Origin of the sequence: Paenibacillus sp. MDMC362, from assembly GCF_003269305.1 — a bacterium.
GTDB lineage: Bacteria > Bacillota > Bacilli > Paenibacillales > Paenibacillaceae > Paenibacillus_AQ.
Window position 1 is genome coordinate 54763 of record NZ_QLYT01000038.1, and the last position, 21126, is coordinate 75888.

15 protein-coding genes and 1 pseudogene are annotated in these 21126 nt (G+C 52.8%); 15 read left to right on the forward strand and 1 reads right to left on the reverse strand.

Annotated elements, in window-relative coordinates; genetic code table 11:
* Positions 1-14: 14 nt before the first annotated feature.
* The 14 genes and pseudogenes from DP091_RS19295 (at position 15) to DP091_RS19355 (ending at position 18784) form a co-directional block, all read left to right on the forward strand.
* Positions 15-1055 (forward strand): endo-1,4-beta-xylanase, encoded by a 1041-nt coding sequence (locus tag DP091_RS19295; RefSeq protein WP_113059823.1) that lies wholly within the window; start codon positions 15-17, stop codon positions 1053-1055.
* Between the two features lie 45 nt (positions 1056-1100).
* Positions 1101-2624, forward strand: a complete 1524-nt coding sequence (locus tag DP091_RS19300; protein WP_113059824.1) for a glycoside hydrolase family 43 protein — start codon at positions 1101-1103, stop codon at positions 2622-2624.
* A 36-nt stretch (positions 2625-2660) separates the two neighbouring features.
* Entirely contained in the window at positions 2661-4364 is a 1704-nt protein-coding gene (locus tag DP091_RS19305; protein ID WP_113059825.1) for an RICIN domain-containing protein, read from the forward strand.
* 47 nt (positions 4365-4411) lie between these two features.
* Positions 4412-6154, forward strand: coding sequence for an SGNH/GDSL hydrolase family protein (locus tag DP091_RS19310; RefSeq protein ID WP_113059960.1), 1743 nt, complete (start codon positions 4412-4414; stop codon positions 6152-6154).
* 90 nt (positions 6155-6244) lie between these two features.
* Positions 6245-7015, forward strand: a complete 771-nt coding sequence (locus DP091_RS19315; RefSeq protein ID WP_113059826.1) for an alpha/beta hydrolase — start codon at positions 6245-6247, stop codon at positions 7013-7015.
* Between the two features lie 69 nt (positions 7016-7084).
* Positions 7085-9382 carry an ABC transporter ATP-binding protein gene (locus DP091_RS19320; RefSeq protein WP_113059961.1) on the forward strand — a complete coding sequence of 766 codons (2298 nt, stop codon included), beginning with the start codon at positions 7085-7087 and terminating at the stop codon, positions 9380-9382.
* Positions 9379-9906, forward strand: a complete 528-nt coding sequence (locus tag DP091_RS19325; RefSeq protein WP_113059827.1) for a DUF1854 domain-containing protein — start codon at positions 9379-9381, stop codon at positions 9904-9906. The genes DP091_RS19320 and DP091_RS19325 overlap by 4 nt, the downstream gene beginning before the upstream one ends.
* A 23-nt stretch (positions 9907-9929) precedes the next feature.
* Entirely contained in the window at positions 9930-12143 is a 2214-nt protein-coding gene (locus DP091_RS19330; protein ID WP_113059828.1) for an ABC transporter ATP-binding protein, read from the forward strand.
* A 140-nt stretch (positions 12144-12283) separates the two neighbouring features.
* Positions 12284-12448, forward strand: coding sequence for a glycosyl hydrolase family 95 catalytic domain-containing protein (locus DP091_RS32390; protein WP_373456935.1), 165 nt, complete (start codon positions 12284-12286; stop codon positions 12446-12448).
* Positions 12449-12520: 72 nt separating this feature from the next.
* Positions 12521-12723: pseudogene (locus tag DP091_RS32270) on the forward strand (glycosyl hydrolase family 95 catalytic domain-containing protein).
* A 164-nt stretch (positions 12724-12887) separates the two neighbouring features.
* Positions 12888-13286 carry a carbohydrate ABC transporter permease gene (locus DP091_RS19340; protein WP_258394633.1) on the forward strand — a complete coding sequence of 133 codons (399 nt, stop codon included), beginning with the start codon at positions 12888-12890 and terminating at the stop codon, positions 13284-13286.
* Positions 13267-15132: a beta-L-arabinofuranosidase domain-containing protein gene (locus tag DP091_RS19345; protein WP_113059829.1), complete on the forward strand. Its 1866-nt coding sequence runs from the start codon at positions 13267-13269 to the stop codon at positions 15130-15132. The genes DP091_RS19340 and DP091_RS19345 overlap by 20 nt, the downstream gene beginning before the upstream one ends.
* A gap of 102 nt (positions 15133-15234) precedes the next feature.
* Positions 15235-17046 (forward strand): family 43 glycosylhydrolase, encoded by a 1812-nt coding sequence (locus DP091_RS19350; protein WP_113059830.1) that lies wholly within the window; start codon positions 15235-15237, stop codon positions 17044-17046.
* 358 nt (positions 17047-17404) lie between these two features.
* On the forward strand, positions 17405-18784 hold the full coding sequence (locus DP091_RS19355; RefSeq protein ID WP_113059831.1) for an ABC transporter substrate-binding protein: 1380 nt from the start codon (positions 17405-17407) through the stop codon (positions 18782-18784).
* An 88-nt stretch (positions 18785-18872) separates the two neighbouring features.
* Here the strand turns inward: DP091_RS19355 and DP091_RS19360 are convergent, their stop codons facing one another.
* Positions 18873-19655 (reverse strand): AraC family transcriptional regulator, encoded by a 783-nt coding sequence (locus DP091_RS19360; protein WP_113059832.1) that lies wholly within the window; start codon positions 19653-19655, stop codon positions 18873-18875.
* Positions 19656-19855: 200 nt separating this feature from the next.
* Here DP091_RS19360 and xynC point away from each other — a divergent pair, with 200 nt between their 5' ends.
* Positions 19856-21124 carry a glucuronoarabinoxylan endo-1,4-beta-xylanase XynC gene (xynC, locus tag DP091_RS19365; protein WP_113059833.1) on the forward strand — a complete coding sequence of 423 codons (1269 nt, stop codon included), beginning with the start codon at positions 19856-19858 and terminating at the stop codon, positions 21122-21124.
* Positions 21125-21126: the final 2 nt, after the last annotated feature.

Genomic DNA, 21126 nt, shown 5'->3' on the forward strand with positions numbered 1-21126 from the left:
GAGAAAGCCGAGTGATGAGAAAAAGCATGGAAAGATTGCCCAGCCTTCATGAAGCCTATGGAAATAGCTTCAAAACCGGAGCTGCCGTGAATCCGATCACGATGGTGACCCAAAAGGATTTATTGGCACACCATTTCAACAGCGTTACGGCGGAAAATGAAATGAAGTTCGAGCGATTGCACCCATCGGAAGAGGTGTACACATTCGAGCAAGCCGACCAGATCGTATCGTTTGCCAAATCGAACGGAATGTCGGTGAGAGGACATACCCTCGTATGGCATAATCAGACGCCGGAATGGGTATTTCAAGACAGCTCCGGCGGCAAGGCCGGCCGCGAGCTGCTGCTCGCGCGGATGAAAGCGCACATCGATGAGGTCGTTGGCCGTTATCGAGGAGATATCTATGCTTGGGATGTCGTAAACGAAGCCGTTGCCGACAGTGGAAGCGATCTGCTTCGTTCCTCCCCGTGGCTTGCGTTGATCGGGGAGGATTTTATCGCAAAGGCTTTCGAATACGCGCACGAGGCAGATCCGCAAGCGCTGCTGTTTTATAACGATTACAACGAATCGGTGCCCGAGAAGCGGGAGAAGATTTACACGCTCCTTAAATCGTTAAAGGAGCAGGATGTGCCGATTCACGGCGTCGGGCTTCAGGCCCACTGGAATTTGGATTTTCCATCGCTTGATGATATCCGCAGGGCAATTGAAAGATATGCAAGCCTTGGCATGATGCTGCATATCACGGAGCTTGACGTATCCGTATTCGCGCATGAGGATAAGCGGACCGATCTGGCGGCGCCGACGGAAGAAATGCTTGAGCGCCAGGCGGAGCGTTACGGTCAATTGTTCCGTCTGCTTAAAGAGTACAGCGGCAGCGTCACTTCCGTGACCTTCTGGGGAGCGGCGGACGATTATACCTGGCTGGATCATTTTCCGGTAAGGGGCCGCAAAAATTGGCCGTTCGTCTTCGACGAGAACCATCTTCCGAAGGAATCCTATTGGAACCTGTTGAAGGAAGCCAATCCCGAAAGAACATTCCAAGAGATACGTTCGTAAGTCGTATTTCGGCTGTCGCCATAGGTTGAAAGGGGAATCCATCAGATGAACAAGACGCATGTCACGAATCCGATCATTTGGGCGGACGTGCCGGATGTGGATGCCATCCGTGTAGGGAACGCCTATTATATGGTCAGTACGAGCATGCATTCGATGCCGGGCTGCCCGATCATGAGGTCCGAGGATCTGATGCATTGGGAAATCGTTAGTTACGTATACGATACGCTCGAAGACAACGAGGCCCATCGTTTGGAAGGCGGCAAGAATATCTACGGGCAAGGCTCTTGGGCGGCAAGCCTGCGCCATCACCGGGGGACATTCTATGTTTGCTTCTCCAGCAACGATACCAGGAAATTTTACGTGTACCGCACAGATAATATCGTTCAGGGGCCGTGGCAGCGTTCCGTTATCGATGGACTGCGGCATGATCCGGGCCTGCTTTTTGAGGATGACCGGGTATTCGTGATCTACGGCAACGGGGACATTTACATCACCGAGCTGACCGCCGATGCAGACGCCCTTATGCCGAACGGAATTCACCAACGGCTCTTTGAAACGGAAACGGAGGGCATCGGCTTGCGCTGCGAAGGCTGCCATGCCTACCGCATCAACGGTTACTATTATTTGCTGTTCATCGAATGGCCGAAGGCAGGTTTCGGCAGCGGCCGGCGCAGACAAATCTGTTACCGGTCACGGGAACTGCTCGGCCCTTATGAACGAAGAATCGTATTGGATGACGATCTCGGCTACCATAACAAGGGAATCGCACAAGGCGGGATGTTTGATACGCCGGATGGCAAGTGGTACGCGATGCTGTTCCAGGATCATGATGCCGTCGGGAGAATCCCTTGCCTGGTCCCGGTAGCCTGGGAGGAGGATTGGCCCGTGTTCGGCATCGAAGGCAAGGTGCCGGAACGGTTTGAGGTCGACTTGCCGCAAGCCGTTGTGAAGCCGCTCGTGATCAGCGATGATTTCGAATACGAATCGAATAAGCTGGCTCTGAATTGGCAGTGGAACCACAACCCGGATCATCGGTTATGGTCCGTGACCGAACGTCCCGGTTTCCTAAGGCTGACAACAGGAAGCCTGGCACCGGCGGGCGTGCTGCAGGCCCGGAATACGCTGACGCAGCGCACGGAAGGGCCGGCATGCACGGGGACTGTCTTATTGGACACGGGGCATATGAAGCCCGGTGATCATGCAGGGCTTGTTGCCCTGCAAAGCCATTTCGGCACCGTCGGCGTCAAGGTCGCGGAGAACGGCGACAAGTTCATAGCGATGAGCGTAAACGATGGGAGCGGCAGGGAGAAGGAGCTGGAAACGATTCGGTATCGCGGCAGGGAAGTGCATTTGAGAATTGATTTTGATTTTGAGAACAGCAAAGATGTGGCCTCCTTTCATTATTCTGTCGACGGGGCTGATTGGATGCCGATCGGCGGTGAGCTGAACATGCGGTATACCTTGGATCACTTTATGGGTTATCGCATCGGGCTTTATTATTATGCGACCAGGCAAACCGGCGGCCATGCCGACTTCGATTATTTTCGTTACGAAAAAGCCGAGCGTTAGAGCGCGTAACCGAAGAGAAGAGGAGCTGATCGATGTATGAAAAAAACAGGATGGACGCTAAAGCTGCTATTGGCCGTGCTGCTCCTGCTGCCGGCAATGCTGGAGCTCCATAATGGCACAGCCGACGCATGGTCGGGCATGCCGATGTCCAAGCTTCGCGTCAGCGGCAATCAGCTGGTAAACAGCGAGGGGCAGCCCGTTGTCCTCAGCGGGTGGCACCAGCCCGGGGGCTCGTATTGGACGTATCAGGGAAGCGATTACTACCTGAACCGGAGCGGGGGGAATCGTCATGCTGCCATTTTGGCGTATTTAAAGGATATTACCGACACATTTTCCGATACCTCTCCGAAGTACGGCAACAGTCACGGCTGGTATATGAACCAGGTCAGGCTCTTTATCGATCGTGAAGACATGGGGGACGTGGCGGCCGGAACGTATAATTTTGCCGGTCTCCAGTCCTTTACGCAGAACGTCGTCGTGCCTTATATCCAGTATGCCAAGACCAAGGGAATCTACGTTACGCTAGGCCTCGACTTCACGCTCCAGGATAATCAGGCAACGACGCAAGCCAATCTCGAGAAATTTAATCAAATCTGGGGATTTCTTGCGGCACAGCCTGCGATCAAAAGCGCGGACAACGTCATGTTCGAGATTATCAATGAACCGGTGCTGTCTTATGCGAACGGTCGCTGGGGAGGACACCCGTCCGATCCCGAATTTCCGGCGTTTTGGGACTCGCTGCGCAATTTTCAAAATTCCATCATTTCCACGATCCGCAGTCAAGGGGCAGATAACGTGATATGGGCCGCCGGCCTTGGATGGGATCAATATTATCAGTTATGCGCCACGCGTCCGCTAACCGATCCGCTGAACAACATCGGATATGCCGTGCATTGGTACCCGGGCTACGGAGCAAAGGATAACGGCTCGATACTCCAGCAGCAATGGGATACCAACATTAAGCCCTGCGCGGACAACTATCCGATCAATATTACGGAAACGACCTGGTTCAAACGGCTGCCGGGAGACTCGGAGTACTGGGAGCTGTTCAACGGCTCGAATGAAGGCTTCGGCAAAAACACCAAGGCCATATTTACGGCAGCCGGGAACGTCAGCATCGCGGTCCACATGAACGGTTTTCTTCTGCAGCCGGGGGCAAGAAGCACGTTTGCCGATCCGACGGCAGGGCTGCTCTTCGACGGCGATCCGGCACGGGACGGCATGGCCCGCTTCATCTTCGAATGGTATTACGAACGTGCGCAGCTTCATCCATGGAACGGCATATGGAACGGTATTTTATCGGGAGAAACCTATAAAATCGTGAACCGTGCCTCAGGGAAGGTGATCGACGTCCCGGGCGGACAAAACAGCAATTCGCTGCAGCTGCAGCAATGGCCGGACAATAACGCCACGGCCCAGCGATGGGTTGTGGACGATATGGGAGCATACAACAATGTATACCGGCTTCGCAGCGTCAGTTCGAGCGACGGCAAGGTGATGGATGTTAGAAACGGTTCCACAAACAACGGGGAAGCAATACAGCTCATGCAGGATTATGGGAATCAAGCACAGCGATTCCGTCTGATCAAGCTAAGCAACGGATACTGGAGCATCCTTAACGCGAACAGCAATAAAGCCGTCGAAGTGGCGGATGGTTCGTCCGCAGACGGAGCGAAGCTCCAGCAGAATCCTTATCGAGGGGATTTGCATCAGCAATGGCAGTTGTTCAACGTAAATTGACGCCGCCGTACAGGTGGAGAGCGGCAAGGTGAGGAGGATGAAGAATGATGGCAGGCCATTTCACGCCAGCGGGAAATGAAACGGAAGGTCCAGTGGCACCGCAGGATCCTGCAGTCAAACGCCGCGGACTGTACATCCTGTATGAGACGATCATCGAAGCGACGACTCGTCCCGATGGGAAGTACACGCAAGAGATATACCTGGACGGGAGTCAGCTCGTCGATAAAGCCCTATTTACCGGGGGTGTGACGGATGAAGCCATTCTTGAGCTGCTAAAGAGCAGCAGGGGTCTTCGCCGGCTGGTGGACAGTATCGGAATATCCGTTCATGCGCATGAACGGGACGTATCGAGCGTTCTGTTCACATTTTGGAATTGGGGAAATGCGAATCCATACGAAACGGGATCCCGGCAGAGTATAACCTGTCCAGCGAACGGCACGGAAACGCTCTTGGTTCTGGATAACGACGAAGATCGATATCCGGATGACGATGTTCCAGGCAAATTCGTCTTCGAGTTTGAACGAGAGGGCGTGTTGGCAACGGTCAGCATCGTATTCTATCTTCGTGACGGTTACCAAGTCCCCGAGGCTGCAGTCGACCCCCCGGTCGATGTGGAATCACAAGCATATCAAGACATGATTAAGAAATCGCTCATAAGCCCGGGTCATAATAAACGATTAAAGGCGGCAATCGAAAAAGCGAAGCGGGGCGAGCCCGTAACCATCGCCTATATCGGCGGTTCCATTACCCAAGGGGCCGGCGCTGTTCCGCTCCATTCCCAATGCTACGCATACCAATCCTATGACCTGTTCAAGCGAAGGTTTGCACCAGCCGGCGACAGCCCGATTCGTCTTGTCAAAGCTGGCGTAGGCGGCACGCCGTCGGAGCTCGGCATCGTCCGCTATGAGCGGGACGTGCTTCGAGAAGGGGAGGTACGGCCGGATATTGTGATTATCGAGTTTGCCGTCAACGACGCCGGCGACGAAACGAAAGGAAATTGTTACGAGAGCCTGGTGCTTAAGGCTCTTTGCGCCGATCACAAACCCGCGGTGATTTTGCTGTTCAGCGTATTCGTGAACGACTGGAATCTGCAAGACCGTCTGGCCCCGGTCGGCTGGCATTACAATCTTCCGATGGTCAGCGTGAAGGATGCGGTCACGGAGCAGTTCCGATGGACCAAGGAGCAAGGGAACGTGATAACGAAAAGACAGTTTTTCTACGACATTTATCATCCAACCAATGCGGGCCATCGGGTGATGGCCGATTGTTTGGACTGGTTATTCGAAGTAACCGATCGTTCCTCCCTCCACGAGGAGGACCTGACGGATGAACAGCCTCCGCTGATCGGAAATGACTTCTTCGGAACGCAGCTGCTCGATCGCAGGAATGGCGATCGCATCGCCCGCATTGATCCCGGCGGTTTTTCGGGCACCGACACGGATCTGCAAGTGGCGGAGCTGGACGATCATGCATACGGGACGCCGCAATTTCCGCACAACTGGATGCACACGGCCGATTCCGGCGAGCACAGCTTTAAGATGACCATCCGGAGCAAGCGTCTTATCCTTGTTTATAAAGATTCGGGAAGCCGGGCATTCGGGACCGCGAAGATATGGGTAGACGGGAAGCTGAAGAAGACCGCCGATCCGCATGACGTCAATTGGACGCACTGCAGCGCCGTGATTTTGTACAACGAGTCGAAGTCAGGAGAACATGAGGTAGAGATCCAGATGGCGGAAGGCCACGAGGATAAGCGATTTACGATTCTGGGCTTCGGTTACGTCCCATAAGATGATTGCATTAAATCGCTTCACGTTCCGAGGGTAAGCTTGATTGGACATCAAGCGGCGCTCAATCAATAAGATGAAGGGGAGAGGAATATGAAGGAGACGGCACCGGCTGGATACGACGTTCCGCGGGAGATCGCCAGGGGGAAAATCGAAACGGTGGAATATGCATCCGAAACGGTAGGCAATGATCGAAAGGCAATGATCTACACGCCTCCGGGGTACGCGGAAGACAACGTGTACAACGTTCTTTATTTGCTGCATGGCATCGGAGGTGATGAAACGGAATGGCACCGTCATGGCGATCCGCAGACGATCCTAGATAATTTATATGCAGACGGGAAACTCGCGCCCATGGTCGTCGTGTTTCCGAATGGCCGTGCGATGCCGAATGATCGGGCTGAAGGGGACCTGTTTGCTCCGGACAAAATCAAAGCGTTCGAGACGTTCGAAATCGATCTGCTAAGTGATCTGATTCCCTTTATCGAGTCACGATATTCGGTTTCGACAGGCCGGGAAAACCGTGCGATTGCGGGGCTGTCCATGGGCGGGGGGCAATCCCTGAATATCGGCTTGAAGCATCTTGACCGCTTCGCATGGGTTGGCGCTTTTTCCCCGGCTCCGAATACGAAATCTCCGGAGCAGCTCGTCCCGAATCCGGAAGAAACGTCGGCACGGATCAAATTGCTGTGGCTGTCATGCGGCGACGAAGACAATCTGAAGCAGATAAGCGACCGGACGCACGCGTATTTGTCGGAGCATCGGGTTCCTCACGTTTGGTATGAGGAAAGCGGAGGACACGATTGGCCCGTATGGAAGAACGACTTGTATCATTTTTCCCAGCTCCTTTTTAAAGATAACTGATGTAGAAGGAAGCCTTGCGCCATGTTGGCCGGGCTTTTTACTTTCAGTCACAAACGAAAGGATAAAATCATGATGTTATTGCCGAAGGACATTGTGTCCATTTTGGACCAAAACGGTATAAAAGCTGCTGATCTCCTGCACGGGATGGAGTGTGACCGGCTGCCGGACGGCGGTTTTTCAGAAAGCTATCTCGTCTTGTCCCGAAAACACCTCCACATCTTTCGCGGCAGCGGCGTTACGGAGGAGAAGACGTTTTCGGGTTATGCAGCCGGCCGGCGCAAAGCTGCCGGCAAGCCGGAGCAAGCGGGTTCCGGCGATTGGGCTTGGGAACGCATTCCCCTCGAACGGCTCGAAGCCGTGACCATCGTTAATCTGGTCGCTTCCGGCATGGTCGTTGCCAAGGAGAAGGAGGAGCGAGTGATCGGTGCATTCACAAGCGGCCATATGAATCAGGCCGTCCGGTTTGCGCAAGCCTTCGATAAATGGAAGAACAACGAGCCGTTTGAAGCCTTCGAAATTGACGGAAAATCGGACGGGGCCTCATGCCCGACATGCGGATTGATGTACCCCGAAGAAGGCAGGCCATTCTGTCCGAAATGCATGAAGAGGCATGCCGTATTCGCACGTTTGCTGTCATTTGCGGGCAAGTATAGGCTGTCCAACTTTTTTATCGTGTTGTTTATGCTGCTGAACTCGGCGACCGGTCTCGTCATTCCTTATTTCCAGGGCACCGTGCTGTTTGACCAGGCGCTTGCCGGCAATGGCGCTTTTGCGGGGCGGATCGGTCTGGTCATCGTGATCATCCTCGCATTCCGAACGCTGTCGCTGTTGTTCGGCATCTTGTTCGGCACCATCATCGCAAAGCTGGCGGCAAAGGTTGCCTTCGATTTGAAAGCGGCGGTATTTACCTCGTTGCAGCGGTTGTCGCTCGATTTTTTTATGCGCAGGCAGACCGGCCATCTTATGACCCGCGTGAACAACGACGCACAGGAATTGCAATATTTTTTCGTTGACGGGCTTTCTTACTTCATCGTGAATGCGATGAACATCATCGGCATCATTGCCGTGCTCCTGTGGATGGATTGGCGGCTTACGCTGATCTGCCTGCTGCCGATGCCGCTGGTCTTCTGGCTTGTCCGGACTGCGTTCCCGAAGCTGTGGCGTTTGTCATGGCGGAGACACCGCAAGGTAAGCGCTCTGAATTCGATCATCAGCGATTCGGTTCGCGGCTCGCGGGTCGTCAAGGCATTCGGTAAAGAACAGATGGAGATCAGCCGCTTTCAGCAAGCAAACGATGCATTCTCCGGGGCCGAGCAGCGCTTTAATAAATGGAGCGGAACCGTGTTTCCGATTCTCAATTTTCTAACGCAGGCGGGCGGAATATTGATCTGGGCGTTCGGCGGCTGGTACGTGATGCAAGGCCGGATGTCTTTTGGCTCCGTGCTTACGTTCGTCAACTATATGATGATGCTGTACGGGCCGATTCAGTTCATGAATAATATTATCGGCTGGTGGTCCAATTGCATGGCGGCTGCGCAGCGTATCTTCGAGATCCAGGACGCCGTACCTAGCGTAGCAGAGCGTCCCGGAGCCGTTTCATTAGTGACAATGAAAGGCGACATCGAGATCGACAACGTTTCGTTCGGCTATGAGCCGAACAAACCGATTTTGAAGCAGGTTTCCCTGCGCGCGAGACCTGGGCAAATGATCGGCGTCGTCGGCCATTCAGGAGCGGGGAAGTCGACGCTGGTCAATCTCGTGTCACGATTGTACGACGTAACCGAGGGAGAGATCCGGATCGACGGCGTCAATGTCAAGGAGCTTTCAATTGCTTCACTGCGTCGTCATATCGGCATCGTCTCTCAGGATATCTATATTTTTACTGGCAGCATCGCAGAAAATATCGCGTACGCCGATCCCGATTGCCGGATGGAGGACATTCTGCATGCGGCCAAAATCGCGAACGCGCACGATTTCATTCAAAAGCTGCCGGACGGCTACGATACGGAGATCGGCTCCGGCGGCTACAGCTTGTCCGGCGGGGAGAAGCAGCGGCTGTCGATCGCGCGGGCCGTGCTGCACAACCCGAAGGTGCTCATTCTCGACGAGGCAACCGCTTCACTCGATACGGAGACGGAGCTGCAAATCCAGAAGGCGCTTGATTCGCTCGTCAAAGGACGGACCACGATCGCGATCGCCCACCGGCTGTCCACGCTAAGGCAAGCCGATTATCTGGTCGTGATGGACAAGGGCGCCGTCGTTGAAGCGGGCACGCATGACCAGTTGATGGCGATGGAGGGCGTCTACCGGGAGCTCGTTCGCAAACATGATGAAGCGCTTAAAATGAAAGGGGAAATCATCGCATGAGGATGGAAGAGCACCAGGGAATGGAGCTGGCGGATGCCGCGGGCATCCGTTATTTGACACCGAGCAATTCGGAATTTGCGGAGACGACGGGCCATCTGCTGTCCGTCTGGACCAAAGGCGAGGTGCATTCGCCGGTTTACGTTCATTGCTCCTTCCCGCATACGAACCAGCGCTCCTTCCTGTCGATTCGAACGGCGGACAACAAGGAGATCGGTATGATCCGCTATCTTGACGCTTTTCCGCAAAGCACGGCTTCTATCATTGAAAGGCAGTTGAAGATCCGTTATTTTACCCCGGAAATTACCAAGGTGATTGCCGTAAGCGAGGAGTTCGGCTATTCCTATTGGGAAGTTGAAACGACTGCCGGACGGTGCCGGTTCACGGTGCGAAACGGCAGCGGCAGCGTCAAGTTTGCAGCGGAGAACCGCCTGCTGATCATCGACGTCGACGGTAACCGGTTCGTCATCCCGCACGTGGATCAGCTTAGCGACAAGGAATACCGAATGATCGAAACGAGATTGTAGACGGCGGCAACGGAGGAATATCGATGAATTTAAACTTCACGTTTTCGGAGCAGAATTTCGCGGCAGCACGGCAAGTCATCGGAGAGGAGATCGACTATTGCGTCCCTGCCGACCTGTCGCTGGATGGGCGGCGGGTGGAGGGATACCTGGCGATCGGCAGCGGCAGGTGGGCGCATGTGCAGGACGGCCAAGTGCGGGATCACGGGAACATCGCGGACGCCTGCGATTATTGTCTGGTGCCGTTCGTTGGCAATGCGGTGCTTGAAGCTACGCAGAACGGGACGAAACGAATCATCGTCAGGTTGACGATGCAGCATGCGTCCAGGTACGGCTATATCGCCCAAATCCTGAACGATATGGCCGCCAATCGTCCCGTCCGGATTTATCGTGACGAAGGGGATCCGGTTTGCGCGGCATGCGGAAGCGCGCTCGTCCCGGGTACGCGGGTGTGTCCCAGATGCATGAGCAAGGCAGCTGCATTCAAACGACTGCTTTTTATATCCAAAAGGCACTGGCGAAGCTTGATGCTTGGACTAGGCGTCCTTATCGCTGCCTCGGCGCTGGCGATGGCCGGGCCATACTTCCAGAAGCTGCTGGTCAACGCGGCGCTGCTCCCCCCTTCCGGACATGAGGCCAGCCTAAGGGTGTTTTGGCTTGCACTCCTTGGGATGCTGTTCACCCTGGCTTTCGGGGAGCTGCTCGGCATTGCGAGAAACCGGATCATGGCCAGCGTCAGTACGGGCATTGCGGCCGACTTGCGCAAAACGGTGTTCGATCGGATTCAGAGCATGTCGCTCGGATTTTTGACGTCCCAGCGAGCGGGAGACCTGATGAACAGAGTGACGGCCGATACGGACCGCATCCGCCACTTGATTCAGGAAATGTGCACGACGGCCATCCACCAACTGCTCATCCTGATCGCTTCAGCGACGCTGCTTTTTTCCGCCGATTGGCGGCTGGCGCTGATCGTGCTGCTTCCGGCTCCATTCGTTGGTTATTTGCACTACTATATTTGGAGGTTTGTCCTAAACAAGCTGTTTCACAAGCAGTGGCGCATCTCCGACAAGGCAAACTCGTTTCTTCACGATGTCCTCAGCGGCATCCGGGTCGTGAAGGCCTTCGGCCAGGAAGAGCGGGAGATTCGCAGATTCCGGACGTATAACGGCGAATTCGCTGCAGCTGCGATGAAGAGCGAGAAGTTGTACAGCATTTTATCGCCGATCTCGAATTATTTGATTCAGATCGGCCAATATCTCGTCCTCCTGATCGGCTGCTACATGATAATCGGCCGGAAGATGAACGTAGGCGAGCTGATTCAGTTCAGCGCTTATGCCGCCATGATTTTCGGGCCGATTTCCTGGCTGATGTTCATGCCGCGCTGGATCGCGAATGCCGTCATTTCGATGCATCGCGTATTCTCGGTAATCGACGAGCAGCCGGAAGTCATGGATGCAAACAACGCGGTGGGCCACCGGATTCGGGGCTTGATCGAGTTCCGCGACGTTTTTTTTGGCTATCGGTCGTATGAGCCTGTTCTGAAGGAGATCAACCTCACCGTGAAGCCGGGGGAGATGATCGGACTCGTCGGCCATTCCGGATCGGGCAAATCGACGACGATCAATTTGATTTCCCGTTTCTATGATGTGAACGAAGGGGAGATTCGGATTGACGGCATCGATATCCGGGGGATCCGGCAGGAGGACTTGCGCTCGCAAATCGGCGTCGTGCTGCAGGAGACGTTCCTGTTCAGCGGGACGATCGCCGAGAATATTCAATACTCGAAGCCTGGCGCGAAGCCGGAAGAGATTATCGAGGCGGCCAAAATCGCCAACGCGCACGATTTTATCATCAGCTTGCCTGACGGTTACGACACGAGGCTGGATGAAAACGGGAACAACCTGTCGGGAGGCGAGCGTCAGCGGATCGCCATCGCGAGGGCCGTGCTGAACGATCCGCGAATCCTCATTCTGGACGAGGCGACGGCTTCGCTTGATATCGAGACGGAAGCGGCCATCCAGGAGGCACTCAAACGGGTGACGAGGAATCGCACGACGATCGCTATCGCGCATCGTCTATCCACGCTGCGAAATGCCGACCGGCTTATCGTCCTAGATAAGGGGCGGATCGCCGAAATCGGCACGCATCGAGAATTGATGAAAAAGCAGGGGATCTACTACAATCTGATCTCTGCCCAGCGCGGCATGTCCCGCAAGAGCGACCCTTCCGCGGTGGTATGACGCCGCCAGATGCTTACTGTGAAATAGACGATATGGAAAACACAAAGATGGATCTTTATGAACGTTGGCGAAATTGAGCCAAGTTTCCTATTCTGAGCTGCTGCCCGACATAGTAAAGAAACACTGAACTGTTCATCCGGGTGCCCCTAAGTCTGCAGGATAGCCTGGAAAAAAACACGCTGTCGACCGGAGACAGGCTGAAACGGTTTAAGGGAGGGCTGAGAGGACAACGGGCTGATCGAACCTATTTTCAATTCGCCCGATATTTACTTATTACCTCCAGCCAGCCGGGAGTGGTTGGATGATTATGAGAAAGTGGTGCCGGGTCATCGCATATTTCCCATTTGTTTGCGTTTTATCCGGGCGAAGGTATTAACGTGAATTCCACGCCAGAGCTGATTGCAGCGGCTCGAACGACATGGATCGCAGGCTGGCTAACGGCGTCGGACATACCGGCTGGAGCCGAGCGTGGTTCATCAACTTCTGGGTACAACCGTTGGATGCCGACAAAGCTTACGAAGACGTAAGAGCGATGCTCACTCCACGCTGGTTTGATCCATCTGCTGTCCGCTTTGCGTAACAGCTGGAGCGATGGGGAAGTTAGGGGGCTGCTGTCACGATTATCCCGACTTTTCCCGGTTGGCAAATGGTGGTCGAATCCAACAGTTATTTGTCCTTGATTTTGTCAGCCTGGTTCGGTGGCGGAGCGTTTAACATTTTATTAATAAGGCAGTTCATAGAACGATCCCCAAATCACTTGACGAAGCAGCTCTTGTTGACGGAGAAGGTTATTTTTACATTTTCACGCATGTTATTTTTCCTTTATCCAAATCGGCCGTCATTGTGGTTGCGCTGTTTCAGTTTCTGGGTGTGTGGAACGATTTTTTGGGCCCGCTTGTTTACATCAACAAGGAATCTAAGTTCACGCTGGCACTTGGCCTGCAGCAATTTATTGGCTATTACACAGCTCAATGGGAGTTGTTGATGGCGGCGGCCACGATGGTTCTCTTTCCGCCTATTATGCTGTTTATATTAGGACAAAAGTACTTTATTAAAGGCATTGCGGTATCCGGGCTGAAAGATAAAAAGCTCGTTCTGCCGACATATCGAAAGGAGGAACTCAATGAAAGCATTGAGAGGTAAACAGGTCATTTTGAAAGAGCAAGAACTGATTCGCAGGGAACGAGCGAACAGAAGCTATCTGATGAAGCTGGACAGCGGTCATCTGTTGTTTAATTATCATTTGGAGGCCGGAAGATTTCATGGAAGAACGATTCCCGAAGGTGCGCACGGCGGTTGGGAAACGCCGGTCTGCCAATTGCGCGGCCATTTTCTTGGTCATTGGTTGTCTGGTGCGGCTTTGCATTATGAAGAAAGCGGCGACATCGAATTAAAGGCCAAACTGGATGCTATTGTGCATGAGTTGCATGAATGCCAACGCGATAACGGCGGTCAGTGGGTCGGTCCGATTCCCGAAAAATATCTGCACTGGATTGCAAGCGGCAAAAGCATCTGGGCGCCCCAATACAATTTGCACAAAATATTAATGGGGTTGGTCGATGCCTGGCAATATGCCGGTAATCGGCAGGCTCTGGATATCGTGGATCGGTTCGCGGACTGGTTTGTCGAATGGAGCGGCACATTCACAAGAGAGCAATTCGACGATATTCTCGATGTGGAGACAGGCGGAATGCTTGAGGTTTGGGCCGATCTGTTGCACATAACCGGAGCGGACAAATATCGTGTGCTGTTAAACCGGTATTATCGCAGTCGGTTGTTTCAACCCTTGCTGGAGGGCAAGGATCCGCTTACGAATATGCATGCTAACACTACGATACCGGAAGTGCTCGGCTGTGCGAGAGCTTATGAGGTTACCGGAGACGACAAGTGGCTGTCCATCGTCCAAGCGTATTGGAATTGCGCTGTAACGGAAAGGGGAAGCCTTGCGACAGGCGGTCAAACCGCTGGAGAGGTCTGGATGCCGAAGATGAAGATGAAGGCCCGCCTAGGTGACAAAAATCAGGAGCATTGTACTGTCTATAACATGATCCGACTAGCAGATTTCTTATTTCGTCAATCTGGCGACCCTACCTACGCGCAATATATCGAGTACAATCTGTACAATGGCATTATGGCGCAAGCCTATTATCAGGAATATGGTTTGACTGGTAGTCAGCACAACTATCCCAGAACCGGCCTGCTTACCTATTTCCTCCCCATGAAGGCCGGTCTGTGCAAGGAGTGGAGCACGGAAACCGACAGCTTCTTCTGCTGCCACGGCACGATGGTTCAGGCGAATGCGGCCTGGAACAAGGGAATTTATTATCAGGACGGGGATATCGTCTATATCAGTCAATACTTCGATTCCGAGTTGGACACAAGTATCGCTGGAACCCTCATACGGATCGTACAGACGCAGGACAAAATGAGCGGCAGCCTCCTATCCTCGTCTAACACGGCCGGGTACCAAGCTATTAATGATACAGCGTCGACAAATGAAAATATACCTACTTTTCGCAAATACGATTTCATTGTATCTCCTGCCGCACCGACAACGTTCACGCTCCGCTTCCGCATACCTGAGTGGATCATGGCGGGAGCATCCGTGTACGTCAATGACGTTCTGCAGGGGACGACTCTGGACAGCGAGAATTTCTATGACATTCACAGAGCATGGAAGGAAGGAGATGCCGTCTCGATTATGCTGCCAATCGGCATTCGGTTTGTTCCGCTACCGGACGACGAACGAACAGGTGCCTTCCGATACGGCCCAGAAGTGCTGGCAGGCTTGTGCGAATCAGAACAGCAGCTCTATATGAGGGATGAGGATATTGCGTCCGCTATCGAGAACGAAAATGAACGTGAATGGGGGAGTTGGCGGTATTTCTTCAAGACAGTCAACCAGGAACCTGCCATCACGTTCAAACGAATTCGGGATATCGGGTACGAACCTTATCAAATTTACTTCAAAGTAACGCGTACAGAATGATAGTGAAGAGAGAAAAATAAAACATTCTGTGTGTCCATGTTCACAGTTGCTGAAATAGAAATCTTGAAAAAGCCTTATCCGTAAGGAGGGAAGAAACAGCGTATGGAAAAAGAAATTCACAGCGTTCTCTGCTATACGAGAGAACCGCTTGAACCGGAAATCTATTCCCCGAAGCTTGCATACAGCATGCATCTCGCTTACGCCGATGACGGGATGATTTATCGGGAGCTTAATCATAACTCGGGGGTGTTGTTCGCTAAAGCCGCCGAGCTCTCAAACGGCACGCTGTCCGCCAAGAGTTTGAAGAATCCGTACCTGTTCCACATGGCTGACGGAAGCTTTGGCGTACTGGCCATTCGGACGGAAGCGGACGGTTCTCCCGATCAGCAGAGCAAGGGCTCGGTGCTTTTGTTCACTTCCCCGGACTTGCTGCAGTATCGGGAGCTCGGTCTGTTGAACCTAACGAACGGGCTTCATGTACAAGATATCATGTGCGAATATGAACATGCTTCCCGAAGGTATATCCTTCGTTGGCTTGAAGAAGACGGAAGGTATTATCAAAGGGAAATGACGGACGTGACATGCCTGGACGACGCTGCCAGGCCGAAGCCGTGCGAAGCTTTCACGCTAAGCCCGAGACGCGTCGCCATTGAAGGAGCAGTGGCCCGCAATGCGATACGTGTATCGCGAGGCGTGGCTCAGAGGCTGATTCATAAGCTTACGGTACCGGTTCATGTGCGTAATGAACTGCCGGAGCGTGTGGCCCTTTCGTCCAAAGAACAGTTACTAGCCGTTAAAGTGACGGCGATATACAGTGACGGCACAACCGCAATCAAGCCGATTGAGTGGGATGCGTCCGAAATCGATTGGAGCCGTCCCGGAACTTATCGCATTTCTGGAAGCATTCGGCAGGATCGCTATACGTTTCCGATGGCGACGAACCGTGCCGACCCTTGCATTGCGCAGTGGGACGGAAGGTATTATTTTGTCGCGACCAATGATGCCGACGGCAACCATACGATTTCGATCCGGGAGTCGGATTCCATCATCGGTCTGGTCTCGGCAGAAGAAACCATAATTTTGGATACAGGCATGCATGATCATCTGAAGCGATTTTTGTGGGCGCCTGAACTTCATGGCATCGGAGGCGAGCTGTATATTTTTCTTGCCGGCAGCAGCGGCGAATTCCAAGACATTCAATCGCATGTTATGCGGTTAAAGAAGGGCGGCAATCCGAGTATGGCTGCGGATTGGGAGACGCCGATCCGGGTCGTCAGGCATGACGGAAGCCCGCTGTTTCAAGCCGGCATAACGCTGGACATGACCGTATTAGAGCGGAAAGGCCGTTTATATGCGCTCTGGGCGCAAAGGGAATTGGTACCGCATGACCTGGGCTCGTGGATCTATATCGCCGAGGCGGATCCGAGGGAACCGTGGAGACTGATATCGGAGCCTGTCCTGCTGTCCAAGCCCGATTACGGCTGGGCGAACAATCAAACGTTCGTGGAGGAAGGGCCCTTTGCACTCATGACAGACCGGAAGATCTTCGTGACGATATCCGGTGCTCTGGTCGATGCCACGTATTGCGTCGGCATGCTCAGCGTCAATTCTGATGCTGATTTGCTTGACCCGAACCAATGGACGAAGCGAAATTACCCGCTGCTAACCTCCAGAAGCGTGTCGGGCGAATACGGGCCAGGACACAATTCTTATGTGAAGGACGAGGACGGGACGATCTGGAGCGTATATCACGCTCGTCCAGGCATCGGAGAGCCCCGCTGCTCGGGTCTCCGTCGCGTGCATTTCGACGTTGACGGTGAACCGATGCTGGGCTTGACGGAAGAGAAAGACCTGAATCCAGCGCTTGCGTCCGTATACCTGGATGTGCTGGTGGAAGCATTGGCGGAAGGCTGACATAACAACAACTTTCTGGGTTTGTGCGAATTGACAAAAACATGAAAAACAAAAGAAGCGCCGTGTTCCCGTGTGCGGGTACGCAGCGCTTCTTTTGCAATTTTGACGACCTTAACCCGAGGTTAATCCTTTGGCCATCCATGATGGATTCAGATTGGGCACACCGTCTAGCCGACGCTCACGCGCTTTCCACTTTCCGGCCCTTTGCGTTGACCAGGGCATCAACACTTTTAGTAATTACAAATCGTGTTTAGTTTCTCTATGGTTCGTTTTCGCAAGCAGTTATATGATCTTGGTGAGCATCAAAATAAAAGCGCTGCATATTCATGCAGCCAAAAATTAAGGGGGGAAATAACGCATGTGGATGCGTAAGATCAGTCTGCTGTTCTGCAGCCTGATTCTGGTGATCATGACGGCATGCAGCAGCGGCTCGGGAGGCGACGCGAAGACAGTCGAACCCGGCCAAGCGGAAGAGGCCGTCAACGCGCCTGCGGAAGCGACAAACGAATCAAGCAGCGAGGAAGAATTAACCGGCACGCCGGAAATGGAATTTGATATGGGCGGCCGAACCATCAAATGGGTGTCCTGGTATGATGAATCGATTCAGGAGGACAATCCTGACAACATTAAACGGAAGCGTAACTTGGAAGAGCTGATGAAAAAACATAATTTTAAAATGGAATACGTGATCGTGGATTTCGGCGAGTACCAGGATAAGGTGACAGCCTCGCTGGTGGCGGGCGAACCGATCGGCGACATTATCCGGGTAGCGAGGCCATGGATGATTCCGACGCTGGTTAATCAAGGTCTGTTCGCGCCGGTGGATGAATACACGAAGAATGAGAAGGTATTCATCCAGCAGTACACGAACGAGTACTCCCAATACGAAGGAAGGGGCTACGGGTTCAGGACGGGCATCAACGGCGCGTCATCCGGCATTTTCTATAACCGCACGTTAATGAATCAATTGGGCATGAAGCCATTGCAGGAATACGTCAACGAGGACAACTGGAACTGGGATACGTTCATTCAGGTCGCGAAAGAAGCGAACAAAGATTCCAATAACGACGGCAAATTGGATATTTGGGGTCTTGCATCCGCTTCCTTGCTGGTTCCCGCCATGGCCTCGAACGAAGCGAATCTGGTCATTCTCGATAAGCAAGGTCTTGAGGATCCCAAAACCTTGGAAGTGCTGAACTTCTTGTCGCGCCTCGCAACCGAGTCGGTTGGGAGACCAACGGAAGGGGGAGACTGGACCGAGCCGGGCCAATTTTTCCGTCAAGGGAACACATTAATGGTTGCAGGCAGCGATTATGAAATGGAAAACTTCAAGCAGGACATGCCGGATTACGATATCGGATTTCTCCCATTTCCGAAAGGGCCAAGCGCATCAAGTTATCATTCGCATAATACGATCCCGAATTACCTGACGATTCCAAGCGCCGTGGAGCATCCCGAACGTCTGGTTTATATTTACGAGAAAATCAACGATATCGACTCGATCTACGACTATCCGAAACAATCTACGCTGGAGACGTTATTCAGCAACGAGGACGATATTCAGAATGCCAAGATGGCCGGTGAGAGCATTAAAGTGATCGATACCGAGAGCGGATACCCATCGATGCCATATTACGAATTTATAGGGGAAATCATGGAAGGCATCCCGGTATCGACGGTCGTCGAGAAATATAAAGGGCCGTTCCAGGCAGCGATTGATGCGGTTTGGAAAAAGTAAACGTGGTCTCGATGGAATCACAGCCAGTCCTCCCGTCACTTTAAAGGGATGAGTCAGGTACGGCGTTACAGATGGAAGCGATTCCAAGTCAATGCTTCTTAACGGCAGACGGTGGATAGCCTTTCGCTTCCTTGAACACTTTGCTGAAATAAGAAAGATCTTGAAAGCCGCAGGATTCGGCGGCTTCCGTCACGGTAACGCCGCCGGCCATCAGCATGATCTCAGCGTTATTCACGCGTATCCGCTGCAGGTATTCCTTGTAGGTCGAACCGGTATTCTTTTTGAATAGTTTCCCTAAATAAACGGGATGGAGGTTGAACTGCTCGGCGAAGTCGTTAAACGACAAGTCTTCCGCATAGTGTTCTTCGATGATGGCGGTCAGCTTCTTGATCCGCGGGTCCATATGCATGATCGTTTGGCGATGCATGCCGTGAAGCAGCCGGTGGAGAATGAGTTCGAACAATGCACGGGCATGGATCCTATAAAACGGTTGTTTATTCATCCACACGTGGTTGAACTCCCGGATGTAGGCAAGTATCTCCTTGGTGATCAATTTCTTCGTTACGACGCCAAACGGAAGCCGGATATGATTGTGCGGCTCGGCCCAGAAAAAATTGAAAGGATACGCATGCATGGGAGATTCCTTGCACGTATGGGCTTCCCGTACGCTTCCCCCCGGAACGTACACCAGGTCGCCCGCCTCAACTGCAAATTTTTTGCCGTCAATGTAGTAGTTTGCCCGGCCATCAACGACGAACGTCAAATCGTGAAATCCGATGCGGGCCTTCTGAATTCTCCAATCCGGATAACATCTGCGGTCCACGAACAGAAAAATATTCGGTACGAGATGAGGGTGATACTCGAGCTCCATGCGGATATCGCCTCCTTTTTAAACAAATTGTAGCGTCCTCATGAACATTTACAACCTGTGGTTGGATGGTCTATTCCCAATGTATCGCCGCTTGATCATGCGAGATCATCACCTGAGAAAGGGAACCGGACGATAGACTTCAAAAAGCTTCGGCCTATCCTTGATCAAGGGGCTAAAAAAATCGAGAGGAGCAATTTCTTATGAATTTATGGTTTAAGAAATACTTATTCGTATATTTGTCTCTTGCCATCGCTTTGTCCATTCTGGTTGCACCTGGCAATATTGCCGCAGCCAGTGATGCTGTCATCAATGTCTCCTCGGAGAAGCAAGTGATTCGCGGTTTCGGAGGCATTAACCACCCGGCATGGATCGGCGATTTGACGGCGGCGCAGAGGGATACTGCTTTCGGAAACGGAATGAACCAGTTAGGCTTTTCGATCTTAAGAATCTACGTGCATGAAGACCGAAATCAATGGTACCGCGAGCTGGAGACGGCCAAACGGGCCATTGCCCTTGGAGCCATCGTATTTGCTTCCCCATGGAATCCGCCGGCCGATATGGTCGAGACCTTCAACCACAACGGAGATACGTCGGCAAAGCGGCTTCGTTACGACAAATATGCCGCGTATGCCCAGCATCTTAACGATTTCGTGACGTACATGAGAAACAATGGCGTCGATCTGTATGCGATATCCGTCCAAAACGAGCCCGATTATGCACATGACTGGACGTGGTGGACACCGCAGGAAATGCTCCGGTTTATGAAAGAAAATGCCGGATCGATCAACACGAGAGTCATCGCGCCGGAGTCGTTCCAGTATCTGAAAAATATGTCGGATCCGATTTTGAATGATCCTCAGGCGCTTGTAAATATGGATATTCTCGGAGCCCATCTGTATGGCACGCAGATTAGCAATTTCGCTTATCCGCTATTCAAACAAAAAGGAGCGGGAAAGGATCTCTGGATGACGGAAGTATACTATCCGAACAGCGACAACAACTCGGCGGATCGCTGGCCAGAAGCTCTGGATGTGTCTTACCATATCCACAACGCGATGGTAGAGGGAGATTTTCAAGCTTACGTATGGTGGTATATCCGCAGATCTTACGGTCCGATGAAGGAGGACGGCACGATCAGCAAACGCGGCTACAATATGGCTCATTACTCCAAATTTGTCCGCCCCGGCTATGTCAGGGTGGATGCCACGAAAAATCCTGATTCCAACGTTTACGTATCAGCTTATAAAGGTGACAACAAAATCGTTATCGTTGCGATTAACCGGAGCAGCGCCGGGGTCAATCAGAACTTTGTACTGCAAAACGGATCGGTTTCGCAGGTATCAAGGTGGATCACGAGCAGCAGCAGCAATCTTCAACCCGGAACGACACTCAATGTAACGGGGAGCAACTACTGGGCCCATCTTCCCGCGCAGAGCGTTACGACCTTTGTAGGCGAACTCGGGCGGTAACT